Here is a 24,789-nt window from a genome sequence, read left to right as displayed (position 1 = left end):
TTAAAAATAATTTAAAAAGTTGATTTTTAGGTTGAAAATAGATTTATTTTTAATCATTTAATTCACCTTAACCCGAATCCCTTTTGTATGACTCGTAAATTCCGGAGCATACATACTTTCGATTGTGGTAATCCCATTTGAAAATTCACCGCTGTTATTCACACGGATATCATATTCTATTACATAAGTTCCTTTATTGACGTTATCAAAGAAAAGATGAGTTGCAGCGTCTTTTGTACTCATATAATAGCCCAGACCATCGTTGTATTTATATTCTGAAAGTACATTTACTGGTTCAAAACACGAAGCTCTCATATCTTTTAAATGCACATATTCCGTATTTTCTTTAGAAGAGATAATCAATCTTACCGTTACCAGATCTCCGGTTTTTAATGGATTTTTAGACGTTATTTTTTCTAATTCGTTTCCTTTGAGGGTACTCTTTTTAAGATACAATTCTTTCGCAACTGACAAAACAGTACCCGAATTGGTTTTTATTTTATCCAGATCTTCAAAATACTGCCAGTAAACCCCGCCAAATGCAGGAACTTTTGATTTGTTTTCGATGCTTATCGAAGCCATTTCTTTTTTAACTTCCTCTGCTTTCCAGTTCATTTTGATATAACCCGTTGCAGCTTCTTTTTCGTTTTCTGCTAGTTTTTTGGTCATTATTTTTTCATCTCCGAGTTTGATAACCGTGTTATCTTTTACACTCAGCCAATCCGTTCCCTGCATTAATAAGGCATAAACGGCTTCTGTGGTCGATTTTGTGGTTGGCCAGTTTTTGGTTTGTTTGTTTTTTAGCAGCCAGACTTTCATCGCATCAACAGATTTGGTGTCGTTTGTCACTTCGGCGAAAGCCTCAATTAATAAAGACTGAGTTTCAATTGGAGCCTGATACCAATACCAGCCTGATTTATTAGAAATCCAGTACATTCCCCAATCTTCGTTGTTGGAAGAAGTTTCTTTTAAACTTTCTAAAATGGTTTTGGCAGCCTCTTTTTCGCCATAACGATTTAGGATTAAAGCGGTCATTCCTTTTTCGTAAAGAGAATAAGAAAGCCAATTGTTTTTAGCCGAAGCGAGATATAATTTAGAAGCTTTTTTCAAAGTATCAGAAAGCGGATATTTCTCCAGATAAAAACTTCTGGCATACATATAATGCAAATCAGAATATGGATTGATCCAGATCAGCTTGTCAGCTTTTTTTAGGTTTTTGGTTCTAATTTTATAATATTCCAGAAATTTAGAATCTATATATGAAATTCCGGTTTTTGCAATTTCGTCAATTTGCGAAGCGTTGCCTTTGCTTAATTTAGACAAATGCCCTAGTCCAGCTAAAATATGTCTGGTGATGTATTCGTTTTCGTCACTTCCGTCAAACCAAGAAAATCCTCCTGAAGCTTTTTGTTTTTGTTTTAATTTTTGAAAAGTTGCTTCCTGCGAAGTTTTCATTTTTTCCAAATCAAATAAAAGAGCGAGATTTTTTTTCTTTTCTTCTTCGCTTTGGGCGTCTTTCAGCCATGGTGTTTCAGCCAGAATAATCGATTTTAATTCTTCGTTTTCTTCTAATTTAGAATTCAGTTTTCCGTTTTTTCTCCAGTCTTCAAAAACAGCTGCTATTTTAGGATTACTCGAAATAACTTCAGAAGCCAGTGCATTCGCATAAAAACGGGCAAAAGTCTGTTCGGCACATTCATGTTCATATTCCATTAAATAAGGTAATGACTGAATCGCAATCCAGGTTGGATTTGAGGTGTATTCTAAAGTAAACTGATGATTTCTTAAAGTTGTGGAAGTATTGGTTTTTAAATTCTCAAACGTATATTCTTTTACAGAATTCTCGCGAACCCAGATCGGAATACTTTCTGTAACCAGCATATTGTTAGTTAAAACCGGAAGTATGCTTTCTTCCCCATCAGAGAAGTTTCCGGATTTTGCCAATATTTTATATTGAACTCCCTGCAAACCTTCTGGAATTGTAATTTTCCAGTTTACCGTTGTGTTTCCGTAAGCTGGAATTGTAAAGTTTTTTACATTGTCAACATTCAGCATTTTGGCATCAATAGGCTGCATGGTTGCAGCATCGAAGAATTGTAAAATTGATATTCCGGTTTTGGCTTCAGCTGTAACATTTGAAATTTTGGCACTGATTACAATTGTGTCTTTTTCTCTAAAAAAACGTGGTAGATTAGGTAAAACCATCAGCTCTTTTTGAGTCACAACATTTTTTTCTAAATAACCGGAAACAGCATCTTTATTATGCGCCATCAAACGAAGTTTCCAGGCAGTCAAAGCTTCGGGTGAAGTAAAATTGAAACTCACTTTTCCTTTAGAATCGGTTTTTAAATTGGGAAGGAAGAATGCGGTTTCTGATAAATTTTTTCTGGCTTTTACCTGGGTTAATTCTTCTAATGCTTTTTTGGTGGTAAGGATGATGACCCCGTTCGCAGCTCTGCTTCCGTAAATTGCTGTGGCGCTTGCATCTTTTAAAACATCCATAGATGCAATATCTGCTGGATTTATGTTTTTGATGTCATTTACAATTATACCATCGACAACATATATTGGAGCAGAGCCAATGTCAATACTTCCCGCTCCTCTAATTTGAATCCCGGCTACCTTTCCAGCTAACGCTTCACTAATACTATCAGAACGATCTTCCGGAATGCTTTCTGAACCAATTCTTTTAAGTTGTGTTACTGCTCCCGTTAAGCTTGATTTTTTCTGTGTCCCATAACCCACAACAACGACTTCTTTTAAACTATTTTCGTCTTCCTCTAAAACAGCATCAATTGTTTTTGAGTTTTTGATTGTAACAGTTTTACTTTTAAACCCTATCATACTAAAAACAAGTTCTTCCTTTTCAGCAGCTTCAATTTCGTAATAACCATCAAAATCTGTAGTTGTACTTCTTTGTGAACCTTTAATAGAGACAGAAACTCCAGGTAAAGGTTGGTTTGTTTTATCTGTAATGATTCCGGAAATCATTTTGGCATTTAATGGTTTCTTTGCTTTTTTATTAAGCTGTTTTTGATATTCTCTTTGTACGTAAAGGGAATTATTGGTGTTGTTAAAATCAAAACCAAACCAAATCAGTTTTGTGATTTCGTTATTTAGCACAACTCCTTTTTTTGGAGCGTTTAAATTTTGTAGATAACTGGAGGTTTTGTCAAATCCTAAGCTTGATCTACTATTATTTCCATTGTATGAATAGTCATAAAACTCAAGCCCGCCCCAGTTTCTTGTCGCAAACTGGTCCAGTGAACTGTCGTACATCGAAGCCAAAACTTCTGCTTCATTGCTGGTATTGGTTGACTTTAATTTGAACGACCAGTTTTCACTAATTCCAGGCTGTAATTTATTTCTAAAAGTTTCAACATTAAATTCTAATTTTGAAACTTCTTGTTTTTTCAGCAATACATCTAAATCATTATTAAAAGATGCATTTTCAAAAACACTCTGAAAACCTATTTTAAGATGATTTTCAAACTCTTTTTTCAACGCAACCTTAATGATATTTTCATTGTTTTCTAAATGTGTGGTTTTCTCAAAAAATACTTTACTGTTGTAACTTCCTGTAACAGCAATATAAAGCTCAGGAATCTCCGAAGTTATTTTTAAGGTAACAAAACCATCTTTTTTCGGGTCTTCATTAAGTTGTTTAATCGTAAATAAAGTACTCGTATTGTATTTGTCTTTGCTTTGGATGATTTGAAAATCGGTCGTAGATTGTATATCATTTTCAAAACTGTCTTTTGCTGAAAACACGACTTTATAGTTTCCGGATTTGTAATTCGAAATAAAATCCAACACCACTTTTTTGTCTTTTTCAGTATCAATTTTTTTAGAATAAACTAAAGTTGGGCTTTCAATATTTGTTGTCTTTTCGTTTACTTCATAAGGAAATAATCTTTTGAAGTCTTCTTTAGGAATAGTTTCAAAATCAGGAACCGGCCAGACTCTCGGTTTAAATTTATCAGAAAAAGAACTGGTGTAATAAATTTTAATTTCTCCTTTTACAGCTTTAAATTCTCCGTTTAAGTTGCTACTTGTCAGCGAAATTTCGTTTTTATTTTTCGTTTCAATTTTATCAGGAAGTCCTGCCCCCAGAACCAAGTCGTGATAGCCCACTTTTACAACAGTTTCAGCGTCATGGGTTTCTCCGTTAATGTCCGTTACGCTAATGTTTATTCTATAATTAAAAACAGGTAATTGTTCTTTTTTACTGTTTTTTGACGGAATTGCTGTAAAATCAATACTGAATTTTCCGGAAGCATCCGTTTTGGTTTCGCCGGTAGCCAAGGTTTCCGTTTCATCCTGCTGGTTGTAATAATATCTGAAATAACTCGTAAATCTTGTGACAGTATACTTTACAACAGCATCAGAAATATTGCTTCCGGCAAAAGCTTTGGCACTTCCTTTTACTTTGATGGGTTGATTGATCTGAAAGGTTTCTTTTTTAGGTTCAAAAACAACTTCGAATTTAGGTCTTTTGTATTCTTCAACCCTGAAATCAATTTGAGAATTTTCTAAATCAACATGGTCCCAAAAAGGATGTTCGTCTTCTTCTTTATCATAATTAATATCATTCTCATAGTTTTCAGGTTCTTCAGCTTCAATTCTAAAATTGCCTGTCAGGCCACTTTTTGGCAGGACGAATTCTCCTGAAAAAGAGCCAAATTCGTTTGTAACGACATCAAATTCTTTGAAATCATTGTCATTAGCATCCCGAATAATTATTTTGAATGATGTATTCTGTACAACAGAAGTTTGGTTTTTCTTTTTCTGAACTGCGATTCCTTTGTAAAAAACTGTTTGCCCCGGACGGTAAATAGCCCTGTCTAAATAAAAATTTACTTTCCCTTTTGGTTTATTGTCATAATTGCTATTCGCCGAATAAGAATCGAAATATTGGAGATAGTTTTTTCTAATAGAAATAGAATCGTTTGGTGTAGATAATTCAATCTCGTCATTATAATAATTGTCTTTTTTACGGTTGTAATTCGCAATTCCATTTTTGTCCGTTTTTACATTAAAGTATTTTGATTTTATACGTACGTTTTCCAAAGGTTTTCCGGTCTTTCTGTCTACCACCTGAAAAGTTTCGCCTGATGCATTTTGAGAAGCTAAAACAGCCAGATTCGAAACAGTAATAATTTCATAAGCAAAAGCTTTCTCGTCTTTTTTCTCTGAATCACTTTCGAAATGAACAAAATAAGAGCCTGTTTTTAATGTTGGCAAATGTACTTCTGTAGTATATTCAAAAAAATCATTTTTATTTACAATAGAAAAACTTTCTGTAGCAACAGGCTTTTTTTGAAGAAATACTGTCGTAAGACTATCTTTTTTAGCATATAAATTAGAATAATCCCAAAGCTGTTTCTGACTGATTTTATAGAAAGAAACTTTTAGCTGCGTTACGTTTTTGTATTTAATGTATGCTCTGGTATTTTCATCTGAGTAGATGTATTTCTGAAGCTGAATATTTAATGATTTAGCCAGTACATTGTCTTTGTGTTGTACGGCTAATTTGTAAGCATCTGATCTGTTTTTTATTGAAATAATACTGTCTAATAAAGAAACAGATTTTAAGTTATAATCCGGATGAGTTTCTTTTGATGCATTTTTAGAATAATAAAGCGCTTTTTCTAATTGAATCTTTTGAATTAAAATAGTGTCTTTTGCTTCCTTTTGAAGGTAATTTAAGGAAGGAAGATAGGCTTCGTCTGACTCAAGTAAAGTGTTTTTTACATATTGCATTCGATCCAGTTGATTGTCCTGAGAAGGATTGTAAGATTCCTGTTTTTGATATAATGACAAAACAGAACGCAGATTTTCATTGGTAACAAAGTCGAAATTAATGGTTGTAAAATCGGCTGGTTTTCCTAATAGCTGTTTCGTATATGTTTTGAAATCACTCTTTACAATTTCCCATTGACGTACTTTCTGTTTATAAAAAGTCAGGTTTTCTCTTAGCAGATAATCAAACAAAGTTTCTTTTTTGAACTTTTCTGAAGCAAAAAAATCAAAAATCACTTCATAGTCTGCAAGATAAGTTTTGTTTAAAACAGGCTCATTTTCTAAAGTTTTTTTAAATGTGGAATCTATTTGGTTTTTGAAATTGGTTTCTGTCCATGTCAAAAAATCTTCATCAAGAAAAGGCGTATTGGTTCGTTGTCTGATTTTATAATTATTTCGCGTATAATAATCATTCAGGCATTTTGTATATATAAAATTCAGAATTGCTTTTGAAGGAACGGAGACACGATTAATATCTGTTTTAAGATTGTTAAGGATTTTTGTCTGAGCATTTTCATCTACAACCAACAGGTATTTGGAATGATAAAAAAAGCATTTGATCATTTGAACTTCATCTTTTTCAGAAACTGCTTTTTTGTAAATTTGTGTCACGACTTCACTGGCCGATTTAACTTTGCCTTCGTTTTCAAAAGCAATAACCTTATTCCATTTTTTATCTGTTTGTTGAGCAAATAGGGTAGAAGTAAGTAGTAAAAGAGCAAATACTATATTTTTCATAAAAGGAGTTTTATTATATAGAGAGTAGTTTTAAAAAAAAGGTTGGGAGAGGAGTGAGAAATTTTCGTACAAATTACTAATTTATCTCTAAAAGCAAATAATACATTTTATATTTCGTTATTTTTGATAGATGAGACAGTTAATAATTTTTTTCGTTTTGATGCCATTTCTTTTATGGTCACAATCCAGTTTTGAAAAAGGGGAGAAGTTATTTCATGCTAAAAAGTACAAAGAAGCCGAAGCTGTTTTTGAAGAGAATCTAAAACATTATCCGAATGATAGTAAGACTCTGGAACGTTTGGCCGACATTTCTGCGGAAGAAAAACAATGGGAAAAAACAGCCTCATATTACAAAAAACTAAAGCAGTTAAAACCTACTGAGGCGGATTACTTTTATAAATACGGAGGATGTTTGGGGATGCGCGCATTAGAAGTAAATAAAATTAAGGCATTCGGAATGGTGGATGATATGAAGTTTTCATTTGAGAAAGCGATTGATTTAAATCCAAAACATCTGCCTGCACGCTGGGCGTTAATCGAATTGTATTTGCAGCTGCCCGGAATATTGGGAGGGAGCGAATCAAAAGCATTGAAATATTCTAATGAACTGGCAAAGTTATCACCTGTTGATGGTTATCTGTCTAAAGGCAGAATTGATGAGTATTTCAAAAGATACGATTCGGCAGAAAAAAATTATACAAAAGCACATGAAATTGGCAATTCAAAAGTTACATTTCAAAAATTATATAATTTATATTTGAACAAATTAAAAGAGCCTAAAAAAGCTCTGGAATTAAAACGAAAATTTGACTCAAAATAATAAAAATATCAAATACTAAATTCCAATAATATGTGGAATTTGGAACTTAAAAATTGAAATTTTAAATGAAGACACATTTCATCGCCATAGGCGGAAGCGCTATGCACAATTTAGCATTAGCATTACATAATAAAGGATATCAGGTTACAGGAAGCGACGATGCTATTTTTGAACCTTCAAAATCAAGATTAGAAAAAAAAGGAATTCTTCCTGCAGAAATGGGCTGGTTCCCTGAAAAAATCACTTCAGATATTGAAGCAGTAATTTTAGGAATGCATGCAAAAGCAGATAATCCCGAATTGCTGAAAGCGCAGGAATTAGGCTTAAAGATTTATTCTTATCCGGAGTTTTTATATGAACAATCTAAAAATAAAACCCGTGTTGTAATTGGTGGTTCTCATGGAAAAACAACCATTACTTCAATGATTTTACACGTAATGCATTATCATAATATTGAGGTTGATTATATGGTGGGAGCACAGTTGGAAGGTTTTGATACCATGGTGCATCTTACAAAAGAAAATGATTTTATGGTTTTAGAAGGAGATGAATATTTGTCTTCTCCGATAGACAGACGCCCAAAGTTTCATTTGTACCAGCCCAATATTGCTTTGATTTCCGGAATTGCCTGGGATCATATCAATGTTTTTCCAACGTATGAAAACTACGTTGAACAATTTGAAATTTTCATTGCTAAAATTACAAACGGTGGGATTTTGGTATACAACGAAAATGATCCTGAAGTAAAACGCGTTTCTGAAGCAGCCACAAATCCAATTCGAAAATTACCTTACCGCACGCCAAATTATACAGTAAATGATGGGGTGACACTTTTAGAAACTCCGGAAGGCGACATGCCAATCGAAGTTTTTGGAGCACACAACCTGAATAATTTAGCCGGAGCAAAATGGATTTGTCAGAACATGGGTGTTGATGAAGCCGATTTCTATGAAGCGATTGCAAGTTTTAAAGGTGCTTCAAAACGATTAGAAAAAATTGCTGAAGGGAAAGGAAAAGTAGCGTATAAAGATTTTGCGCATTCTCCAAGTAAAGTAGCTGCAACAACAAAAGCAGTAAAAGAGCAATACCCAAACCGAACTTTAGTGGCTTGTTTAGAGTTGCATACGTACAGCAGCTTAAATGCCGAATTTTTGAAAGAATATGAAGGGGCTTTAGAATATGCTGATGTTGCTGTTGTGTTTTATTCACCGGATGCAGTAAAAATCAAACAATTGGAAGAAGTAACTTATGAGCAGATCGCAAGTTCTTTCAATAGAGAAGATTTGATTATTTATACCAATCCAGCCGAATTCAAAGAATATTTATTCAACTTAAATCTGGATAATTATGCATTATTATTAATGAGTTCAGGAAATTATGGAGGTTTAAATTTTGATGAAGTTAAAGAATTAATTAGATAATTAGTCAATTAGATAATTAGATACTGTGCCAGTTACAATTTTGTACTGGCATTTTTTTTTGGAATTTGCAATTTTGAAGTTGAGCATTTATTTTTTGTACCGAAAATGTCCGACAATTTTGTATTCAAACAAGCAATCTTCCAAAACCTGTCCGCCTCCAACATTATGAACAATTAGATTGCGTTCACCATCAGCCGATTTTTTATTGGTAACAATTCCGATATGTGGAAGTTTGTTATTGATCATCCAGGTTACGATTTCTCCTGTTTTATAATCTTTGCCATTTTCAGAAACAGGTAATTTCGTCCCTTTTCTTTCAAAGAAAACTTCTAAATTAGGCACTCTCCTGTGGTCTATGTTAGTATCCGGTTTTGTCATTCTCCATTTTTCTAAATTTGGATATTTAGAAAAGTTTTCAATCATGTCTTCATGAACTTCTTTTTGTAAATCAATATCTAATTTTCGATAAGCACGAATAATAACATCTGTGCAAACCCCTTTGTTTGCTGGTACATCTCCGTTTGGGTATGCTATTGCAAAATAGACCGGATCATATTTGACAGATGGATCAATTATAGAAATTGCTGCTTCTGAAAGTTTTTCTTCAAAAGTTTTTAAAACAGCTTGATTATTGTTTTGGAAAGCTAAACTGTTGTTTTCTTTTTGATTACAAGAAAAAAAGCAAAATAGGATTAAAACGATGGAGATAGTTTTCATTCTTTTTTGTTTAAAATTAAGGATTATCAAAATAACAAATGACTTTTAATGAATGATTTTTCTTATTTTTGAAAATATTGATAAAACTATATGCCTGAAAAAATTAAAGTTGTCCATACAACAAGCGAAAATCCTGATTTCATATTTTTATACAATACTTTCGATACTTTTTTATGGGAACGTTACCCGGAGTTAAAAGCAAACTATTGGGGTAATAATGTAATTGAATTCAATCCAAACGTGGTTCTTCTTTATTTAAATGATAAAGCTGTAGGTTGTGGCTGTTTCAAAAAGTATAATGAAACTATTGCCGAATTGAAAAGAATGTTTGTCTTACCAGAAGCGAGAGGTTTAGGAATAGCGAAGCAAATTATTAGGGAAGTCGAAAGTAAAGCAATAGATCAGGGTTTTAAAATGTTGATTTTAGAAACTTTGTATAAGCAGCTGGAAGCAATTAATTTATATCAGAAAATGGGTTTCGAAATAATTGAAAATTATGAACCTTATGTAGGCCGGACAAATAGTATTTGTATGGGCAAAAACATTCTTTAAATATACGCCAATGGAAGTAGCACATTTTCCTATTACAAACTGGTCAGAAGATGACCGTCCACGCGAAAAATTAATGCTGAAAGGCAAAAATGCTTTGAGCGATGCCGAATTAATTGCCATTTTAATTGGATCCGGTAGCCGAAACGAATCGGCTGTTGATCTGAGTAAACGAATTTTGGCTAGTGTCGATACGTTGAATTCGTTGGGAAAAATGTCTTTGGCTCAGCTTACAAATTTTAAAGGAATAGGAGAGGCAAAAGCTATTGCAATTATTGCAGCTCTTGAATTAGGAAGACGCCGAAGAGCCGAGGACACTGTAGAATTAACAAAAATCACATCCAGTAAAATTGTTTTTGAAATTATGCAGCCAATTATTGGTGAGCTTCCACATGAAGAATTTTGGGTAATTTTTCTGAATAATTCTAATAAGGTGATTTTAAAGTCACAATTGAGTAAAGGTGGTATTTCAGGAACCATTGTAGATGTACGTTTAGTCTTTAAGGTGGCTTTAGAAAATGGAGCGACAGGCTTAATTTTGTGCCATAATCATCCTTCCGGAGGTTTAATTCCGAGTGATGCTGATAAGCAAATCACCAGGAAGATAAAGCAGGCCGGAGATAGTTTAGATGTTAAAGTTTTGGACCATCTTATCATAACTGAAACAAAATATTATAGTTTTGCAGATGAAGGAATTTTATGAGTTATGAGTAAAAATATTACCGATGTCTTTTTTGATTTAGACCACACACTTTGGGACTTTGACAGAAATTCAGAATTAGCTTTTAATCGAATTTTTGAGACTAAATTTCCTGAAATCAATTGCCAGGATTTTATTCAAAAGTATATTCCTGTAAATCAGGCTTGCTGGAAATTATATCAGAACGACAAAATTACACATCAGGAATTACGTTATAACAGACTGAAGCACTCGTTTGATGCTTTAGATTTTATTATTTCTGATGAAGATATTAATCAGATTGCAAATGATTATATTGAGTTTTTAACAGATAACAATCATCTTTTTGAAGGTGCAATTGAAATTTTGGACTATCTCAAACCAAAATATAAGCTGCATATTATAACGAATGGTTTTGCCGGAGTTCAGGATAAAAAAATTAATAATGCTGCTATTTCAGGTTATTTTAATACAATTACAAATTCAGACCTGGCTGGTGTAAAAAAGCCAAATAGTATTATCTTTGATTATGCTGTGAATCTGGCAATGGCTTCAAAAGAAAATTGTATTATGATCGGTGATTGTCTGGATGCTGATGTTAATGGTGCTTTAAATGCTGGTCTGGATGCTATTTTTTTTAATGATAAAATGGTGGCCGCTCCTGAAAATATAAAACAAATAAATAATTTATTAGAACTCAAAAAATATTTATAATTATGAAAATTAAATTTTTAGTATTTATTCTATTCACTTCATTCATTGGTTTTTCACAGTCAATTAATGATTACAAAGCTGTAATTGTGCCAATAAATTTTGATTTTGCCAAAGGAATTAATCCTTATCGATTATCAACTATGACAAAGGCAAATTTAATAAAAGCAGGATTTCAAGCTTTTTATGAGAATGATCAGCTCCCGGCAGAATTACTCAATAGATGTGATCTTTTATACGCAGATGTAAAAAGAGATAACGCCTTCCTGGTAACAAAACTTTTTGTAGAGTTTAAAGACTGTTATGGGAAAGTAGTTTATACATCTGAAACAGGAAGAAGCAAAGAGAAAGAATATGAGGCAGCATATAGAGAATCCCTTGATATGGCTTTTCTGTCTATATATGGCCTGCATTACAAATACAGTGGCAAAACCGCAATAACAGCTTCTGGTGTTGCATCAACAGCAGCGGTTACTGCTGCTCCTGTAGCTGCAACTTCAGTTTCTGCTCCTGTTGCAGATGTTTCAGATCCCAATTTACTTTATGCACAGCCAACAGAAAACGGGTTTCAGTTGATCGATAAAACGCCAAAAGTGGTTATGAAGCTGCTTAAAACCTCCCGACCTGATTCTTTCATTGCCATAAAAGATGGTATTCAGGGAAGCTTGAATGCAAAAGACAATCAATGGTTTTTTGAATATTATCAAAATGACAAATTGATTTCTGAAAAAGTTTCAGTTAAATTCTAAAATACAAATTGGTTTAATAACCATATTTATCTTTCCAGCGGTTCTTTAAAAACTCGCGGTTGCTATTCTCTCTTGAATTGCTCCCGGGGTTGTAAAGAACCGTTTCTTTTATAGCATCAGGCAAAAATTCCTGCTCGGCAAAGTTATTGGCATAATCATGCGAATATTTGTAATCTTCACCATAACCCAATTCTTTCATTAATTTTGTCGGCGCATTGCGTAAATGAATCGGAACAGGCAGATCACCTGTTTGTTTAACTAATTGCTGGGCATTTCCAATGGCCATATAAGAAGCATTGCTTTTCGGCGATGTAGCAAGATAAATGGCACATTGGCTTAATATAATACGACTTTCGGGATAACCAATAGTAGAAACAGCCTGAAAAGTATTGTTTGCCATTATAAAAGCTGTTGGATTAGCATTTCCAATGTCTTCACTGGATAAAATCAGCATTCTTCGGGCAATAAACTTTACATCTTCGCCGCCTTCGATCATCCTGGCAAGCCAATATACAGCACCATTAGGATCACTTCCTCTTATTGATTTTATAAAGGCAGAAACAATGTCATAGTGCTGTTCTCCCGTCTTGTCATACAAAACCGTATTTTGCTGCACAAGTTCGAAAACCCTGTCGTTTGTTATGATAATTTCATTGCTCGCAGAAGCGTTAACAACCAGTTCAAAAATGTTTAATAGTTTTCGGCCATCTCCGCCAGATAATCTTAACAGTGCTTCGGTTTCTTTTAGAACAATATTTTTGGCAGCTAATTCAGTGTCCGTTTTCATGGCACGATGCAACAAGGCTTCCAGGTCATTTTTTGTAAAAGCATTTAAAATATAAACCTGACAGCGTGATAATAGTGCGGGAATAACCTCAAAACTTGGGTTTTCTGTAGTGGCACCAATAAGCGTAATCCATCCTTTTTCAACAGCAGCCAAAAGGGAATCTTGTTGTGATTTGCTAAAACGATGAATCTCATCAATAAACAAAATCGGATTTTTAGCTGTAAATAGCCCACCGCTTTGTTTTGCTTTTTCAATTACATCGCGAATGTCTTTAACGCCAGAATTAATTGCGCTTAGTATATAAAAAGGGCGCTTGGATTCTTGCGCAATAATTTGAGCCAGTGTGGTCTTTCCTGTTCCAGGTGGTCCCCAGAAGATTAATGACGGAATAATTCCTTTCGAAATTTGTTGTGTTAAAGATCCGTTTGGTCCAACCAAATGACTTTGACTGATGTAGTCTTCTAATTTTTGTGGCCGAATGCGTTCTGCTAAAGGTGCTTCCATTTTGTAAAATTACGAGTTTTCAATTTTAATTCTGATTTTTTAGGAGCTAATTCCTGCTGTCCGCTATATCTTTTTCCTGCTGGCAGCAGCAGGAAAAAGGATGCCGCTTCCATCAGGGCTATGAATTGTAGATCGAGATATTTCTGTTTTGCTGACAAATTATCAGGAAATTGTAATTGGATAGTTTTTTGATGGTATTTATTAAACTCAATAAAAAAATGAACGATAACCACTTTAAATTTTCTACCGCTGTTATTGGTCTTCCGGTATTTTTTGTTCTTTTGCTTTGGATTATCTATTGGGTACAGATCCGGTTTGATTTTGACTTTTACCAAAATGGAATATATCCCCGTGATTTTTCCGGCTTACAGGGCATTTTATTTAGTCCGTTTATCCACGAAAATTTAAATCATCTTTATAATAACTCTATTCCGCTTATTGTATTATTGCCGGCCTTACAGTTTTTTTACCCGAAGCAATCTTTAGTGGTTATTGGCTATGGAATTTTATTTTCGGGTTTAATTACGTGGCTTATCGGCCGTGAAAACTATCACATTGGGGCTAGTGGATTGATTTATGTTCTGGTAAGCTTTATATTCTTTAAAGGCATCCAGACTAGATATTATCGTTTAGTAGCATTGTCATTTGCTGTGATTTTACTTTATGGCGGGATGATTTGGTATGTTTTTCCCGATGTAGATCAAAATATTTCCTGGGAAGGTCATCTGGCAGGTTTTATAACAGGATTTGCTATGACATTATTCTATAAAACTCCTGAATATGCAAAACCAATTGTTTATGACTGGCAAAGGCCTGATTTTGATCCTGATCAGGATCCATTTATGAAACACTTTGATGAAAACGGTAATTTTGTCAATATAGAGATACCTGACGAAGAACCTGAAATTATTTCTACTTATTTCAATTCTGATGTTTCAGTAAATTACATCATAACGAAATCAGAAGATAAAACAAATTTCTAAATAGTTGCGCACAAAAAAAACACTTCAAATCGAAGTGTTTTCAGGTTTTTATTATAGAACTGTAGTTTTTAGCTTCTTTGACGAACAGTTTCATATAAAAATGCCCCACAGGCTACAGAAACATTAAGTGATCCAATAGAGCCGAACATTGGAAGTTTTGCTTTTTCATCAACAATTTTAAGAACAGAAGGATTAATTCCTCTGTCTTCAGATCCCATGATAATGGCAACTGGTTCATTCAGTTCTAAATCATAAATATTCTGATCCGTTTTTTCAGTGGCAGCAACCGTTTTAATTCCTGATCCCTGAAGATAAAAAATAGCATCTTTGATATGTTCAACCTTACAGATAGGAACATTAAAAACAGCTCCGGCTGAAGTTTTTACGGTATCCCCGTTAACTGGAGCTGAGCCTGCTTTTTGAACTATAATTCCATTTACACCAGTACACTCAGCTGTTCTTATGATAGCACCAAAATTTCTTGCATCAGAAATCTGGTCTAAAATTAAAAACAAAGGTTTAGAACCGGATTCAATTGTTGATTCAACAAGATGTTCTAAATCTATGAATCCAATAGGGGATATGGTTGCAACTGCTCCCTGATGATTATTTGGGGTAAGACGATTCAGCTTTTCAACAGGAACATAGGAGAAATTAATGTTAGCGCGTTTCATCACTTTCATTAAATCTTTCATTAACTCACCCGAAATTTCTTTTTGGATGAATACTTTATCTACTTCTTTTCCTGCCTGAATTGCTTGTATTATGGCTCTGATTCCAAATATTTGATGTTCTTTTTCCATGGTGCAAATGTAAGGATAATGTTTTATATAAAAAAAACCACTCTGAATGAACAGAGTGGTTTATCATAATTATAATGCATCTCATATATGAATTTGCATCATTCTATTGATGGTCTTATCTTGTACCTCCAGCCCACCAAACCTTTTCTGAATATACATATGAGCCGTCTCCAAATGCAGCTTTAACATTTGTATTAGAAGAAACGTCAGATTGTCCATAAGAGAATCTTTGAGGGAAAAATTGAGGTTTAGGGTTAACAAGTGAAATAAGGTTTCCATCACCTAATGCTTGTAAACGTCTTATGTCATTGTATGCCTCAATAGCTTCATTTTCATAAAATGAAATATGTTTTTCTACCATTATCTTTTTTAACAATGCGTTACCGGATAAAGTTCCTATAGAAGCAATATATGTGTCTGCTTCTGCAGTTGTAAAAGTTACCGCTTGTCTTTTAGTGTAGGCAGCTCTAATTGCGCTGTTTAAAGTTGTTTGAGCCTCAGATAATCCCAGTCTTGCCTGAGCTTCAGCTTTCAAAAACAATAATTCATGATAGCTTAGTAGGTAAATTGGGTTAGTCTCGTCCATAAGGGCAGAGATGGAATATATATCTTGTCCTTCAATATCTTCCTTTGAGTTGTCAAATGGCTTAACTACTCCTCCAATTTTAGTAAAGTAATCAGCTGTACGAGCATCAGCCGGACCATTTGCTACCATCATATCGTAAAAACTTTTAGCTACTGATAAGGCACCTCTGTCTAATTCGAATCTGGCAAAAGGATTTGGAACTGAGCCATTTGTAAGTTTTAATTCTTCGTCAGCATTAGCAAAAGAAGCATTTACGTAATTAATCACGCCTTGGTAATCAGCTTTTCTTAGAGATAATCTCATAGTATATCTGGCTAATAAACCATTTGCTGCTTTAATCCATTTAGCTGAACTTCCGCCATAAATTACATCTTGAGTTCCTAAACTTGTATATGTTGTCGTTTTATTCAAGTTAATAATAGCGTCATTCAAATTTTTAAAAATATCTGTATAAATTGCTTCTTGCTTATCTATTTTTGGTTGGAAAATTATTCCAGGTTTTCCTGCTTCTGTGTAAGGAACATCTCCAAAAAGATCTGTAAGTATCGCTAAATTATAAGCATGTAAAATCTGTGCAACACCCAGTGTTTGATAATTTCCTTTTTCGTCTCCATTTGTACACTTATCAATAATTATGTCTAATGTTCGCAACTGTTCGTAGCTATTATTCCATCCATTATTATAAGTGGATGATAATTGTGGATCAGAACGTCTAATTTGTGCACTGTACATTTGATTGTGATTTCCAGCGCTTAATTCAGAGTATACTCCAGCGTAAAATGAAGCATCAGAACCAGTTACTGTAAAGGCTGTATTTACCATAACATCTGTTATAACTAACCTCGTAGCCATGTCCGTCGGATCATTAACATTTTTGTTTATGTCATCCATTGTGTCCTCAGAACAAGATTGGAATAAGAACAAAGCCATTAATGCTGTTATTGTTATTTTTATATTCTTCATTTGATTTTTTTTTTTAATTAAAATGTAAAATTCAATCCAAAACCAATACTCTTAGTTTGTGGCATTGACCATTGTTCGAATCCGCCAGCAAAGTTGTTATTTCCTTGTGTAGCTTCTGGATCAAGGTTAGGCATTTCAGACCATAGTAAAATGTTTCTTGCGAAGATTGAAGCTCTAACATCTAAAGTGTTATTTACTAATTTAGGTAGTTGATATCCTAAAGTAACTTCTCTTAATTTTATAAAACTTGCATCAAAAACGGCAGATTCAGCAATGTTGTTTAAAGCAGCGTTTAAAAGTTGTCTACCGTTTGGATCTGATGCACCTCCTCTAACAATATCATTTGGAGTTCCGTCAGCTTTAACACCTGGGTATATAAATTCAGACGTTCTGTCTGCTGTTCTGGCATCTACACCATAAAAGTTCATTAGATTGTTTGATCCACTGTACATTTTTCCTCCATTTTTCCAGTCAACAACAGCACCTAATGATAATCTTTTATATGTGAACTGAGTAGATCCTCCTAATGTAAATTTAGGAGCAACCTCTCCTAATACCTTTAATTCACCATCTGCGGTAGGAAGACCTTGTGCATTTACAATAATATTATTATTATCATCTCTTGCATAACCTGTGCCATAAATAACTGGAAAACGATCACCAACACTGGCTCTAAGCTGAGGTGTTGTAAATCCACCTAAAAATATGTTGTCGACTCCATCAGCTAACGATTCAACATATGAATCAATTTTTGAGAAGTTTACATTGAATGTCCAATTAAAATCTGTTGTACGTACAGGATTCGCTGTTATAGTAAATTCATGTACTTTATTAATCATACTTCCACCATTGGTTACTAATGAATTTGCTCCTACAGAACCAGCTAATGGAACGTTAAAAATTTGATCTTTTGATTTTTGTTTAGAGAATGTATAATCAATGCCAAATCTGTTATTGAAGAATTTTAAATCAATTCCTAACTCATATGATTTTGTATTTTGTGGTTTTAAGTTTGGATCATATAGTACATTGTTAGGAATAAATGAACTAGTACCAGTTATTGGATATTGTATTGGATCTCCCACCCAAAATCCACCACTATAATCGGGAGTAGTGTAATAGTTTGAAATGTAATCTCCAGCCTGTCCTACCTCTGCGATAGATCCTCTAAGTTTAGCATAAGAAAGAATAGTGTTGTCTTTAAGTCCTTCCAACTCAGTTATAACAAAGCCTAACGAAGCTGATGGGTAAATAAAATCTCTATTTCCTCTAGGCATGCTAGAAGAAATATCTTTACGAATAGTACCACTTAAAAAAATCATACTTTTATATGAAAACTCTGCGTTGCCAAAAAATCCCACAGTGCGTTTTTGTCTGCGGTATTCTTCTGCGGTTACTGTTCTTGCATTTCTAATTGTAGGGAAGCCACCAAAATTAAATGCTGTTCCTATTTCTTCATATTCTTTAATATTATGATGATTGTACTCATTACCTGCCAAAATATTGAAATTAAAGTCTTCTGTAATATCTAAGTTATAGTTTATTGTAAACAAAGAATTAATTACATCATTTGTTGTCCCCCTAAGTCTTATATTACTACTTTGTCCTGTTAAGTCAAGTTTACTGCCAAATTCAAAAAGATCTCTGTAGTTAGTAGTCCATGAATCAAGACCTGCCTGATATTTAATTGTAAGCTTTTGAGTTCCGTCTTCGCTTATAATTGGAGAATACTGCACGTAAGCATTTCCATAAGCACGATTAGTTTTTTCACTAAATTCGTTATGTTTAGCAGCCCAATATGGATTATTAAAAACACTTGGTCTGTAATATATTTGATCATAAGGATTAGCAGGGTTTTCAAAGCCAATACCTTTTAAATCATAACTTCTTGGAGCACCAAAGACTCCTACGATAGCACCATCATTTGCTGATGTGCTTTTATCAATTTTCGTTTGTACGTAGTTAAATGAAAAACCAGTTTTCCATTCATTGTTTAGTTTTGTATCTACAACAGCTTTTGCAGTATATCTGGTCATACCTGTTTCCGGAATGATACCTTCTTGTTTCGAGTTCCCTATACCAAATGAATAATTGGTTTTTTCAGTTGCTTGTGCAATGTTTAAGGAATTATTTATAGTGAATCCGGTATTGAAAAAGTCGTCAATGTTGTCATAAGCTCTTGGTGCTACCCATGGGTCTAAACCTGCTTTTGCTCTTTGAGGGACATAATATTTACCAGGTCTTAATATTCCACCATTTCTTGTATTTGCTACATTTCCTCCATATGCAGGATCGTTTGGTAAATCTGAAATTTTTGGCCCCCAGTTAGTTGATGCATTTGGATTAAATACTCCATTAGAACCTTGCGCATATTCATTTTGAGTTTCTGGTTTTTTTGAAATTGTTTCAAAGCTAGCTGAAGTATTAAATGTAATTACTGGTTTTCCGCTTTGTGCTAAGTTTTTTCCACTCTTTGTTGTAATTAAAATTACACCATTTGTCGCTCTAAGTCCGTATAACGCAGATGCAGCTTGTCCTTTTAAAACATTTATTGACTCTATTTCGTTTGGATCGATGTCCACAGCTCTGTTTGCGATATCCGCTCCAGTGACACTATTTCCAGTACTAAAATCTGGTGTAGATGCCACAGGCATACCATCAATAACGTACAAAGGAGTATTGTTACTTGAAAAAGATCGTGCACCACGAATTATAATCTGAGATGAAGCTCCCGGGGCGCCACTTGAAGGGGTGATTTGTACACCAGCTAATTTACCTTGTAAAGCACCAGAAAGACTGTTGTTGTTTGCTCTCGTCAGATCAGCTCCTTTCACTTCCTGTGTTGCATATCCAAGTGCACGGACACTTTTCTTAACACCTAGTGCAGTTACTACAACACCTTCCAGCTCTACTGAGGCATCTTTTAATTTAATGTTAATTGATGTTAAACTTGCAGCTACTTCCTGGGTTTTCATTCCGATGTAGCTAAATACCAAAATTTGACTTGGTAATGCTTTAATAGAAAATTTTCCATCAAAGTCTGTTTGAGTTCCTGTTTTTGTTCCTTTGACTAATACGCTTACACCAGGTAAAGGGATTCCCGCGTTGTCAGAAACTATTCCAGAAACAGCTCTTTCTTGTGCAAACGTAATTTGCGCAACTAGTGCTAATAAAAGCACTAAAAATCCATTGAACTTTAGTTTCATTTTTAAATATTTTGAATTAGTTCGACAAAAATCTTAATTAATCGTTAAGATTCCTATAAAAATCTTTTTTTTTTTACGTTTTGAGCATGTTAATTTAACATTTGCTTTAAATTTTGACTTATAAATAACAAAATGGGAATTATGTTTTTGATTATTTATGATAAATTTATTAAATAAAAAAACCACCCCAAATGAATGGAGTGGTTTGCTATTAGATAAAACTATTATTAGTTAGCAGTCGCCCACCAAACAGGACTGTATATGTCAGAAACAACAGTAGCGTTGTTGTTTAATGTTCTTTCTGACTTTGGAGTCAATAATCTTACAGGAATCTTTTTAGATTCACTAGCTTGATTTGGAGTTAATACAGGGAATCCTGTTCTTCTAAAATCATTATATGGCTCAGTAGTAGTAAACAAAGCAATATATTTTTGTGTAATAATATTTTCCAAAGTAGGAGTTGATGTAGCTGCTGCAAATGCAGTATTGTCTGCTCCGGTAACATCTATCAATGACGCACTTATACCTTGTTGTAAAGCAAGTTTAGCTTCAGGAATATGGCCTAATCTAAATTGTGCTTCTGCCTCAATAAATTTTATTTCACTAAAAGTAAAAATATTTAAAGGAGTCGCTGCTGTTCCTGCAACATAAGTTCCAAGTTGAGATGTTTTAAACGAACCATCTGGAGATTCAGGTGCAGCTCCAATATAAGTTCCAGGTGCAGCTGGTGCTCCTACTTGTGCAGCATAATATTTTAAACGTGGATCTGTATTGGCTTTCAATAAATCAATGAAAAACTTACCCATTCCTATGTAACCTTTTCTTTGATTGTTAAAGGCGTACCATGAACTTTGATTATTTCCTCCATCAAAAGTAGCTACTAAATTATCTTCCTTTTCAGCAATCGCATTTTGTAAATAATCCAAAGCTTTCTGTGCAGCTACAGTGCTTCCATCTTTTATTGTTAATCTCAATGCATATCGTGCTTTGATTGAGTAAGCAAGTTTAATCCATTTTTCAGTATCTCCACCATAAAAAATATCATCTGTTCCAGGTACAGTAAGATTAAGGTTAGCACTTTCAGGCTTAGATAAATCTGTTATTGCTATATCAAGATAGGATTGTATTTTTGCAATTACTTCTTGTTGTGTGTCATATTTTGGAGAAATGTTTCCTTCAACTCCACCAAATGCATCTGAAAAGGGAATGTCGCCCCAAATATCTGTTGCATAACCCATGTTAAGAGCTAATAATATCCTTGCAATACCTCCATAATAAGGGTAGGTTGCTTCATGATTTTTTACAATTAAGTTTGCACTTAAGCCGGCTTGGTAGATATTTCCCCAGTCCCCTTCATTGTCTAATTCTGTTATAATATAACTTCCCAATTCAGCAGATTGAAAATTATTTCCATTAGTATGCTGAGTAAGTATACTAAAACTTCTTGCTAAATTTCCTACTGAGTTATTGATTGTTCCGATTTCAGCACCTGTAAGTAATGTCTGAGGGGTAGATATTTCGGTAGGTCTATTAGGATTTTCGTTAAATGTTTCTAATTCATTTTGGCATGAATTTAGGGATAGCGCTCCTAATATTATAGATAAATAGAATATTTTTTTCATAATACTAAAAATTAAGTTTTAATGTTAAAGCGTAGCTTTTAGAACCTGGATTATTAAAATAATCAAATCCAGTAGTGTTTGAGCCTGAACCTGCAAGAGAGTTTTCCGGATCTACACCGTTGTAATTTGTAATTACAAATAAGTTTCTTGCGGATAGTGTTAATGATGCGTCTCTAACAAATGGTGCACTTTTTGAAAGAAGTTTTCCAAAACTGTATCCTAAGCTAATGTCTCTCATTCTTAACCAGTTAACATCTTTTTCCACTTGTTGCTCATTAGCTGCTCCAGCATCACCTAAATAACTATTATAGTATACTTTGTTTGTAACTGCTACTGTATTTGGTGCTCCAGAAGTTGTAACTCCAGGAATAATATAAGTAGCGCTTCTGTCTTGAGCAGATTCTTCTGATACTCCAAGTCTATGAAGTCTCGCAAGTGTACCATTCCATATATCTCCACCTTTTCTTATATCAAGTAAGAAGCTTAATGATACATTTTTATAACTGAAATTATTTCTTATACCTGCTAACCAGTCTGGAGTTGGATTTCCAATGATTTGAGAAGCATCTTGAACTAATGGAACTCCATTTGATCCAATAACTAACTTACCTTCATTATTTCTTTCCCAGGCTGTTCCGTACATAACGCCTAATGGCTGGCCTTTTATTACTGATGGTGCTACGTTACCTGAAAAGAAATCACTTCCCATTCCAGAAAAGTTCAAATTATCTTGAATATCAATTACCTTATTTACGTTTTTACTCCAGTTAACATTGATATCCCATTGGAAAGCTGTGTTTTTGAATATATCGTATCCTAATTCAATTTCTAATCCTTTGTTCTCTACTGTTGGACCATTGGTAAAATAATAAGTAAATCCAGTAGATGCTGCGATTGGTGCTAATACTAATAAGTCGTAATTTGTAGATTTATATGCACTTGCATTTAAACGTAGTCTTTTAAACATCTCTAGTTCTAAACCTATTTCGAATTCTTTGTTATGTTCTGGTTTTAGCTCTGGATTATTAAGGGTGTTTTCATATCCAAAGGCTCCAGCACCTCCATATGGAGACTTCAATTCCGGTCCAAATGTATCAGTATATAAAGGAGAGGCAAAAGTAGTAAGAACATTATAAGGATTTGGTGAAGCATAAGTTTCAGCAAACGCTCCCCTTATTTTACCTAAATTAATCCAGTCTGGAAGGTTAAGGGTTTTATTAAATAACCAGGAAGCGCTTACGGCAGGATAAAAATATGAGCTATTATCTATTGGTAATGTACTAGTCCAGTCATTTCTACCTGTAAGTGTCAAATAAACTTGGTCATACAGACCAAGTTCAACTTGTCCGAAAATCCCCCTTTTTATTTGTTTGGTGTCATAATTTTTAGGTTCAAAAGTAGTGAAGTTACTTAGGTTATATTGACCTGGTAAAAGCATTGTAGATCCTACAGTGTACATGTCATTTGAGAACTTTGAGTTAATAGATGCTCCTGCATTATAGCCCAAAGTCAGCTTATCATCTAAAAACTGAAAATCACCATTGAAAATCAAATCAATATTATAAAGGCTTGCATTATAGGTGTCTAATATTACCTGGCCAGTTCCGTCTGCAGTTGAGTTACCATTACTACTATAAGAATAGTTTTGTTGTGCATGAGTAGTGTATGTATCCACACCTGCTCTTACTAATGCATTAAAAGCTTTGCTTTGGTTATAGGTAATATGACCACTAATTATGTTGCGGTTTGTTTCGTCAGTATATGTATTATTATTTACTGTGTAATAAGGATTGTCATATGCAGAAAAATAATTTTTGTTGGTTCCTACAGGTGTTTCGTAGTCTCGCAGGTCATAACTTGCTGGTGTTCTGTATAGAGAAAGCATTATCCCAGCTACGTTACTTCCTTTTTGTGCTCTTACTCCTCCTGTGTTAGAGTATTTTATATCAGCTCCTGCTTTTAATTTATCTGTAATGTTATATTGTGCATTTATACTAACGTTAGATCTTTTAAGAGAAGTATTTGGAACCATACCTGTTTGGTCAGTGTGACCAAAAGCAAGCCTGAAGCTTCCTGTGTCACCACCACCAGAAAGAGCAACATTCTGTGTAGTTGTTATTCCATTTTGAAAGAAATTTTCAGGGTTATTAACTGCTGTAAGGCCAGGAACGCTAGAAATTAGAGGTCCCCAGCTTTGGTTAGTTCCTCCACTTGTTGCAAAACCGTCTGAACCATATGCAGCTGGTGGGATATATGTAGTTCCATCGGTACCTGCAGCATATTTAAGTTGAATTTTTGGTAGCATATTTACCTGATCAACTGATGCAGTGCTAGTGAACTCAATACCAATTCCCTTTCTTTTCTTTCCTTTTTTACTAGTGTAAATGATTACCCCATTTCTGGCATTCTCTCCATAAATTGCGGCTGCAGCACCCCCTTTTAAGATAGAAACACTTTCTATGTCTTCAGGATTAATATCAATAGCTCTGTTAGAGTCGTCAACACCACCTATGTTAGTACCTGATCCTGCATTGTTGTTTATAGAGTTGTCAATTATCTGGCCATCTAAAACTATTAACGGTTGACTAGATAAGCTGATAGATTTTTGACCTCTAATAACTATTCTGCTTGAAGCACCAGGTGTTCCTGCTGATCCTGTTACCTGGATACCGGCTGCTTTTCCTGCAAGTCCTTCAATTACGTTAGGTTCGTGAGATCTTTGTAAATCATCACCTTTAACTTGAGAAGTTGCATATCCTAATGCCTTTTTCTCTTTTTTAATTCCTAATGCTGTTACAACAACACTTTCCAGTTCAACTGAATCATCGCTTAGTTTTACATTAATGGTTGTTGAACTCGCTGCTACTTCTTGGCTTTTCATCCCAATGTAGCTAAATACCAAAATTTGGCTTTGTGATGCTTTAATAGAGAATTTTCCATCAAAGTCTGTTTGTGTTCCTGCTTTTGTTCCTTTAACCAATACACTAACGCCTGGTAGAGGCATTCCTGCATTGTCAGAAACTGTTCCGGAAACAGCTCTTTCCTGTGCAAATGTGATTTGCGCAACTAGTGCTAGTAAAAGCACTAAAAATCCATTAAACTTTAGTTTCATTTTTAAATATTTTGAATTAGTATGGCAAAACTCTTAA

15 protein-coding genes are annotated in these 24,789 nt (G+C 34.1%); 7 read left to right on the top strand and 8 right to left on the bottom strand.

Annotated elements, in window-relative coordinates:
* Positions 1-57: 57 nt before the first annotated feature.
* Complete coding sequence (locus OZP09_RS09380; RefSeq protein ID WP_281310662.1) at positions 58-6,540, bottom strand: alpha-2-macroglobulin family protein; 6,483 nt, start codon at positions 6,538-6,540, stop codon at positions 58-60.
* A gap of 130 nt (positions 6,541-6,670) precedes the next feature.
* Between OZP09_RS09380 and OZP09_RS09375 the strand changes: the two genes are divergently transcribed.
* Both OZP09_RS09375 and OZP09_RS09370 read left to right on the top strand, forming a co-directional pair.
* A complete protein-coding gene (locus OZP09_RS09375) occupies positions 6,671-7,360 on the top strand; it encodes a tetratricopeptide repeat protein (protein WP_269237533.1) in 690 nt (229 codons plus the stop codon).
* A gap of 65 nt (positions 7,361-7,425) precedes the next feature.
* Positions 7,426-8,781, top strand: a complete 1,356-nt coding sequence (locus tag OZP09_RS09370) for a UDP-N-acetylmuramate--L-alanine ligase (RefSeq protein WP_281310661.1) — start codon at positions 7,426-7,428, stop codon at positions 8,779-8,781.
* Positions 8,782-8,868: 87 nt separating this feature from the next.
* Here OZP09_RS09370 and OZP09_RS09365 read toward each other — a convergent pair whose 3' ends face one another.
* Positions 8,869-9,498, bottom strand: a complete 630-nt coding sequence (locus tag OZP09_RS09365) for a DUF1287 domain-containing protein (RefSeq protein ID WP_269237532.1) — start codon at positions 9,496-9,498, stop codon at positions 8,869-8,871.
* A gap of 90 nt (positions 9,499-9,588) precedes the next feature.
* On the opposite strand from OZP09_RS09365, the gene OZP09_RS09360 reads away from it, so the two are divergent.
* The 4 genes from OZP09_RS09360 to OZP09_RS09345 are packed head-to-tail and all read left to right on the top strand — an operon-like array spanning position 9,589 to position 12,186.
* Positions 9,589-10,050: a GNAT family N-acetyltransferase gene (locus OZP09_RS09360; protein WP_269237531.1), complete on the top strand. Its 462-nt coding sequence runs from the start codon at positions 9,589-9,591 to the stop codon at positions 10,048-10,050.
* Positions 10,051-10,060: 10 nt separating this feature from the next.
* Positions 10,061-10,750, top strand: a complete 690-nt coding sequence (gene radC, locus OZP09_RS09355; protein WP_269237530.1) for a RadC family protein — start codon at positions 10,061-10,063, stop codon at positions 10,748-10,750.
* Between the two features lie 3 nt (positions 10,751-10,753).
* Positions 10,754-11,440 (top strand): YjjG family noncanonical pyrimidine nucleotidase, encoded by a 687-nt coding sequence (locus tag OZP09_RS09350; protein ID WP_269237529.1) that lies wholly within the window; start codon positions 10,754-10,756, stop codon positions 11,438-11,440.
* Between the two features lie 2 nt (positions 11,441-11,442).
* A complete protein-coding gene (locus OZP09_RS09345; protein WP_281310660.1) occupies positions 11,443-12,186 on the top strand; it encodes a hypothetical protein in 744 nt (247 codons plus the stop codon).
* 13 nt (positions 12,187-12,199) lie between these two features.
* On the opposite strand, the gene OZP09_RS09340 is transcribed toward OZP09_RS09345, so the two are convergent.
* Positions 12,200-13,477: a replication-associated recombination protein A gene (locus OZP09_RS09340; protein ID WP_281310659.1), complete on the bottom strand. Its 1,278-nt coding sequence runs from the start codon at positions 13,475-13,477 to the stop codon at positions 12,200-12,202.
* A 218-nt stretch (positions 13,478-13,695) separates the two neighbouring features.
* Here OZP09_RS09340 and OZP09_RS09335 point away from each other — a divergent pair, with 218 nt between their 5' ends.
* Positions 13,696-14,460 (top strand): rhomboid family intramembrane serine protease, encoded by a 765-nt coding sequence (locus tag OZP09_RS09335; RefSeq protein ID WP_269237527.1) that lies wholly within the window; start codon positions 13,696-13,698, stop codon positions 14,458-14,460.
* A gap of 68 nt (positions 14,461-14,528) precedes the next feature.
* Here the strand turns inward: OZP09_RS09335 and rlmB are convergent, their stop codons facing one another.
* The 5 genes from rlmB to OZP09_RS09310 form a co-directional block, all read right to left on the bottom strand.
* A complete protein-coding gene (rlmB, locus tag OZP09_RS09330; protein WP_269237526.1) occupies positions 14,529-15,263 on the bottom strand; it encodes a 23S rRNA (guanosine(2251)-2'-O)-methyltransferase RlmB in 735 nt (244 codons plus the stop codon).
* A 115-nt stretch (positions 15,264-15,378) separates the two neighbouring features.
* Positions 15,379-16,812: a SusD/RagB family nutrient-binding outer membrane lipoprotein gene (locus tag OZP09_RS09325; RefSeq protein WP_269237525.1), complete on the bottom strand. Its 1,434-nt coding sequence runs from the start codon at positions 16,810-16,812 to the stop codon at positions 15,379-15,381.
* Positions 16,813-16,829: 17 nt separating this feature from the next.
* The gene (locus tag OZP09_RS09320; RefSeq protein ID WP_281310658.1) at positions 16,830-20,018 is read right to left on the bottom strand and encodes a SusC/RagA family TonB-linked outer membrane protein; all 3,189 of its coding nucleotides are present in this window, start codon (positions 20,016-20,018) and stop codon (positions 16,830-16,832) included.
* Between the two features lie 227 nt (positions 20,019-20,245).
* Positions 20,246-21,640, bottom strand: a complete 1,395-nt coding sequence (locus OZP09_RS09315; protein WP_269237522.1) for a SusD/RagB family nutrient-binding outer membrane lipoprotein — start codon at positions 21,638-21,640, stop codon at positions 20,246-20,248.
* A 4-nt stretch (positions 21,641-21,644) separates the two neighbouring features.
* Positions 21,645-24,752, bottom strand: a complete 3,108-nt coding sequence (locus OZP09_RS09310; RefSeq protein ID WP_269237521.1) for a SusC/RagA family TonB-linked outer membrane protein — start codon at positions 24,750-24,752, stop codon at positions 21,645-21,647.
* Positions 24,753-24,789: the final 37 nt, after the last annotated feature.

Source organism: Flavobacterium flavigenum (genome assembly GCF_027111255.2).
GTDB lineage: Bacteria > Bacteroidota > Bacteroidia > Flavobacteriales > Flavobacteriaceae > Flavobacterium > Flavobacterium flavigenum.
Note: the sequence above shows the minus strand (reverse complement) of the source record. Positions and strands in the feature narration are given on the sequence as shown.

Excerpts from the sequence above, each read along its gene's own strand:
- OZP09_RS09380 (WP_281310662.1), bottom strand. The coding sequence starts at position 6,540 with ATGAAAAATATAGTATTTGCTCTTTTACTACTTACTTCTACCCTATTT.
- OZP09_RS09375 (WP_269237533.1), top strand. The coding sequence starts at position 6,671 with ATGAGACAGTTAATAATTTTTTTCGTTTTGATGCCATTTCTTTTATGG.
- OZP09_RS09370 (WP_281310661.1), top strand. The coding sequence starts at position 7,426 with ATGAAGACACATTTCATCGCCATAGGCGGAAGCGCTATGCACAATTTA.
- OZP09_RS09365 (WP_269237532.1), bottom strand. The coding sequence starts at position 9,498 with ATGAAAACTATCTCCATCGTTTTAATCCTATTTTGCTTTTTTTCTTGT.
- OZP09_RS09360 (WP_269237531.1), top strand. The coding sequence starts at position 9,589 with ATGCCTGAAAAAATTAAAGTTGTCCATACAACAAGCGAAAATCCTGAT.
- radC (WP_269237530.1), top strand. The coding sequence starts at position 10,061 with ATGGAAGTAGCACATTTTCCTATTACAAACTGGTCAGAAGATGACCGT.
- OZP09_RS09350 (WP_269237529.1), top strand. The coding sequence starts at position 10,754 with ATGAGTAAAAATATTACCGATGTCTTTTTTGATTTAGACCACACACTT.
- OZP09_RS09345 (WP_281310660.1), top strand. The coding sequence starts at position 11,443 with ATGAAAATTAAATTTTTAGTATTTATTCTATTCACTTCATTCATTGGT.
- OZP09_RS09340 (WP_281310659.1), bottom strand. The coding sequence starts at position 13,477 with ATGGAAGCACCTTTAGCAGAACGCATTCGGCCACAAAAATTAGAAGAC.
- OZP09_RS09335 (WP_269237527.1), top strand. The coding sequence starts at position 13,696 with ATGAACGATAACCACTTTAAATTTTCTACCGCTGTTATTGGTCTTCCG.
- rlmB (WP_269237526.1), bottom strand. The coding sequence starts at position 15,263 with ATGGAAAAAGAACATCAAATATTTGGAATCAGAGCCATAATACAAGCA.
- OZP09_RS09325 (WP_269237525.1), bottom strand. The coding sequence starts at position 16,812 with ATGAAGAATATAAAAATAACAATAACAGCATTAATGGCTTTGTTCTTA.
- OZP09_RS09320 (WP_281310658.1), bottom strand. The coding sequence starts at position 20,018 with ATGAAACTAAAGTTCAATGGATTTTTAGTGCTTTTATTAGCACTAGTT.
- OZP09_RS09315 (WP_269237522.1), bottom strand. The coding sequence starts at position 21,640 with ATGAAAAAAATATTCTATTTATCTATAATATTAGGAGCGCTATCCCTA.
- OZP09_RS09310 (WP_269237521.1), bottom strand. The coding sequence starts at position 24,752 with ATGAAACTAAAGTTTAATGGATTTTTAGTGCTTTTACTAGCACTAGTT.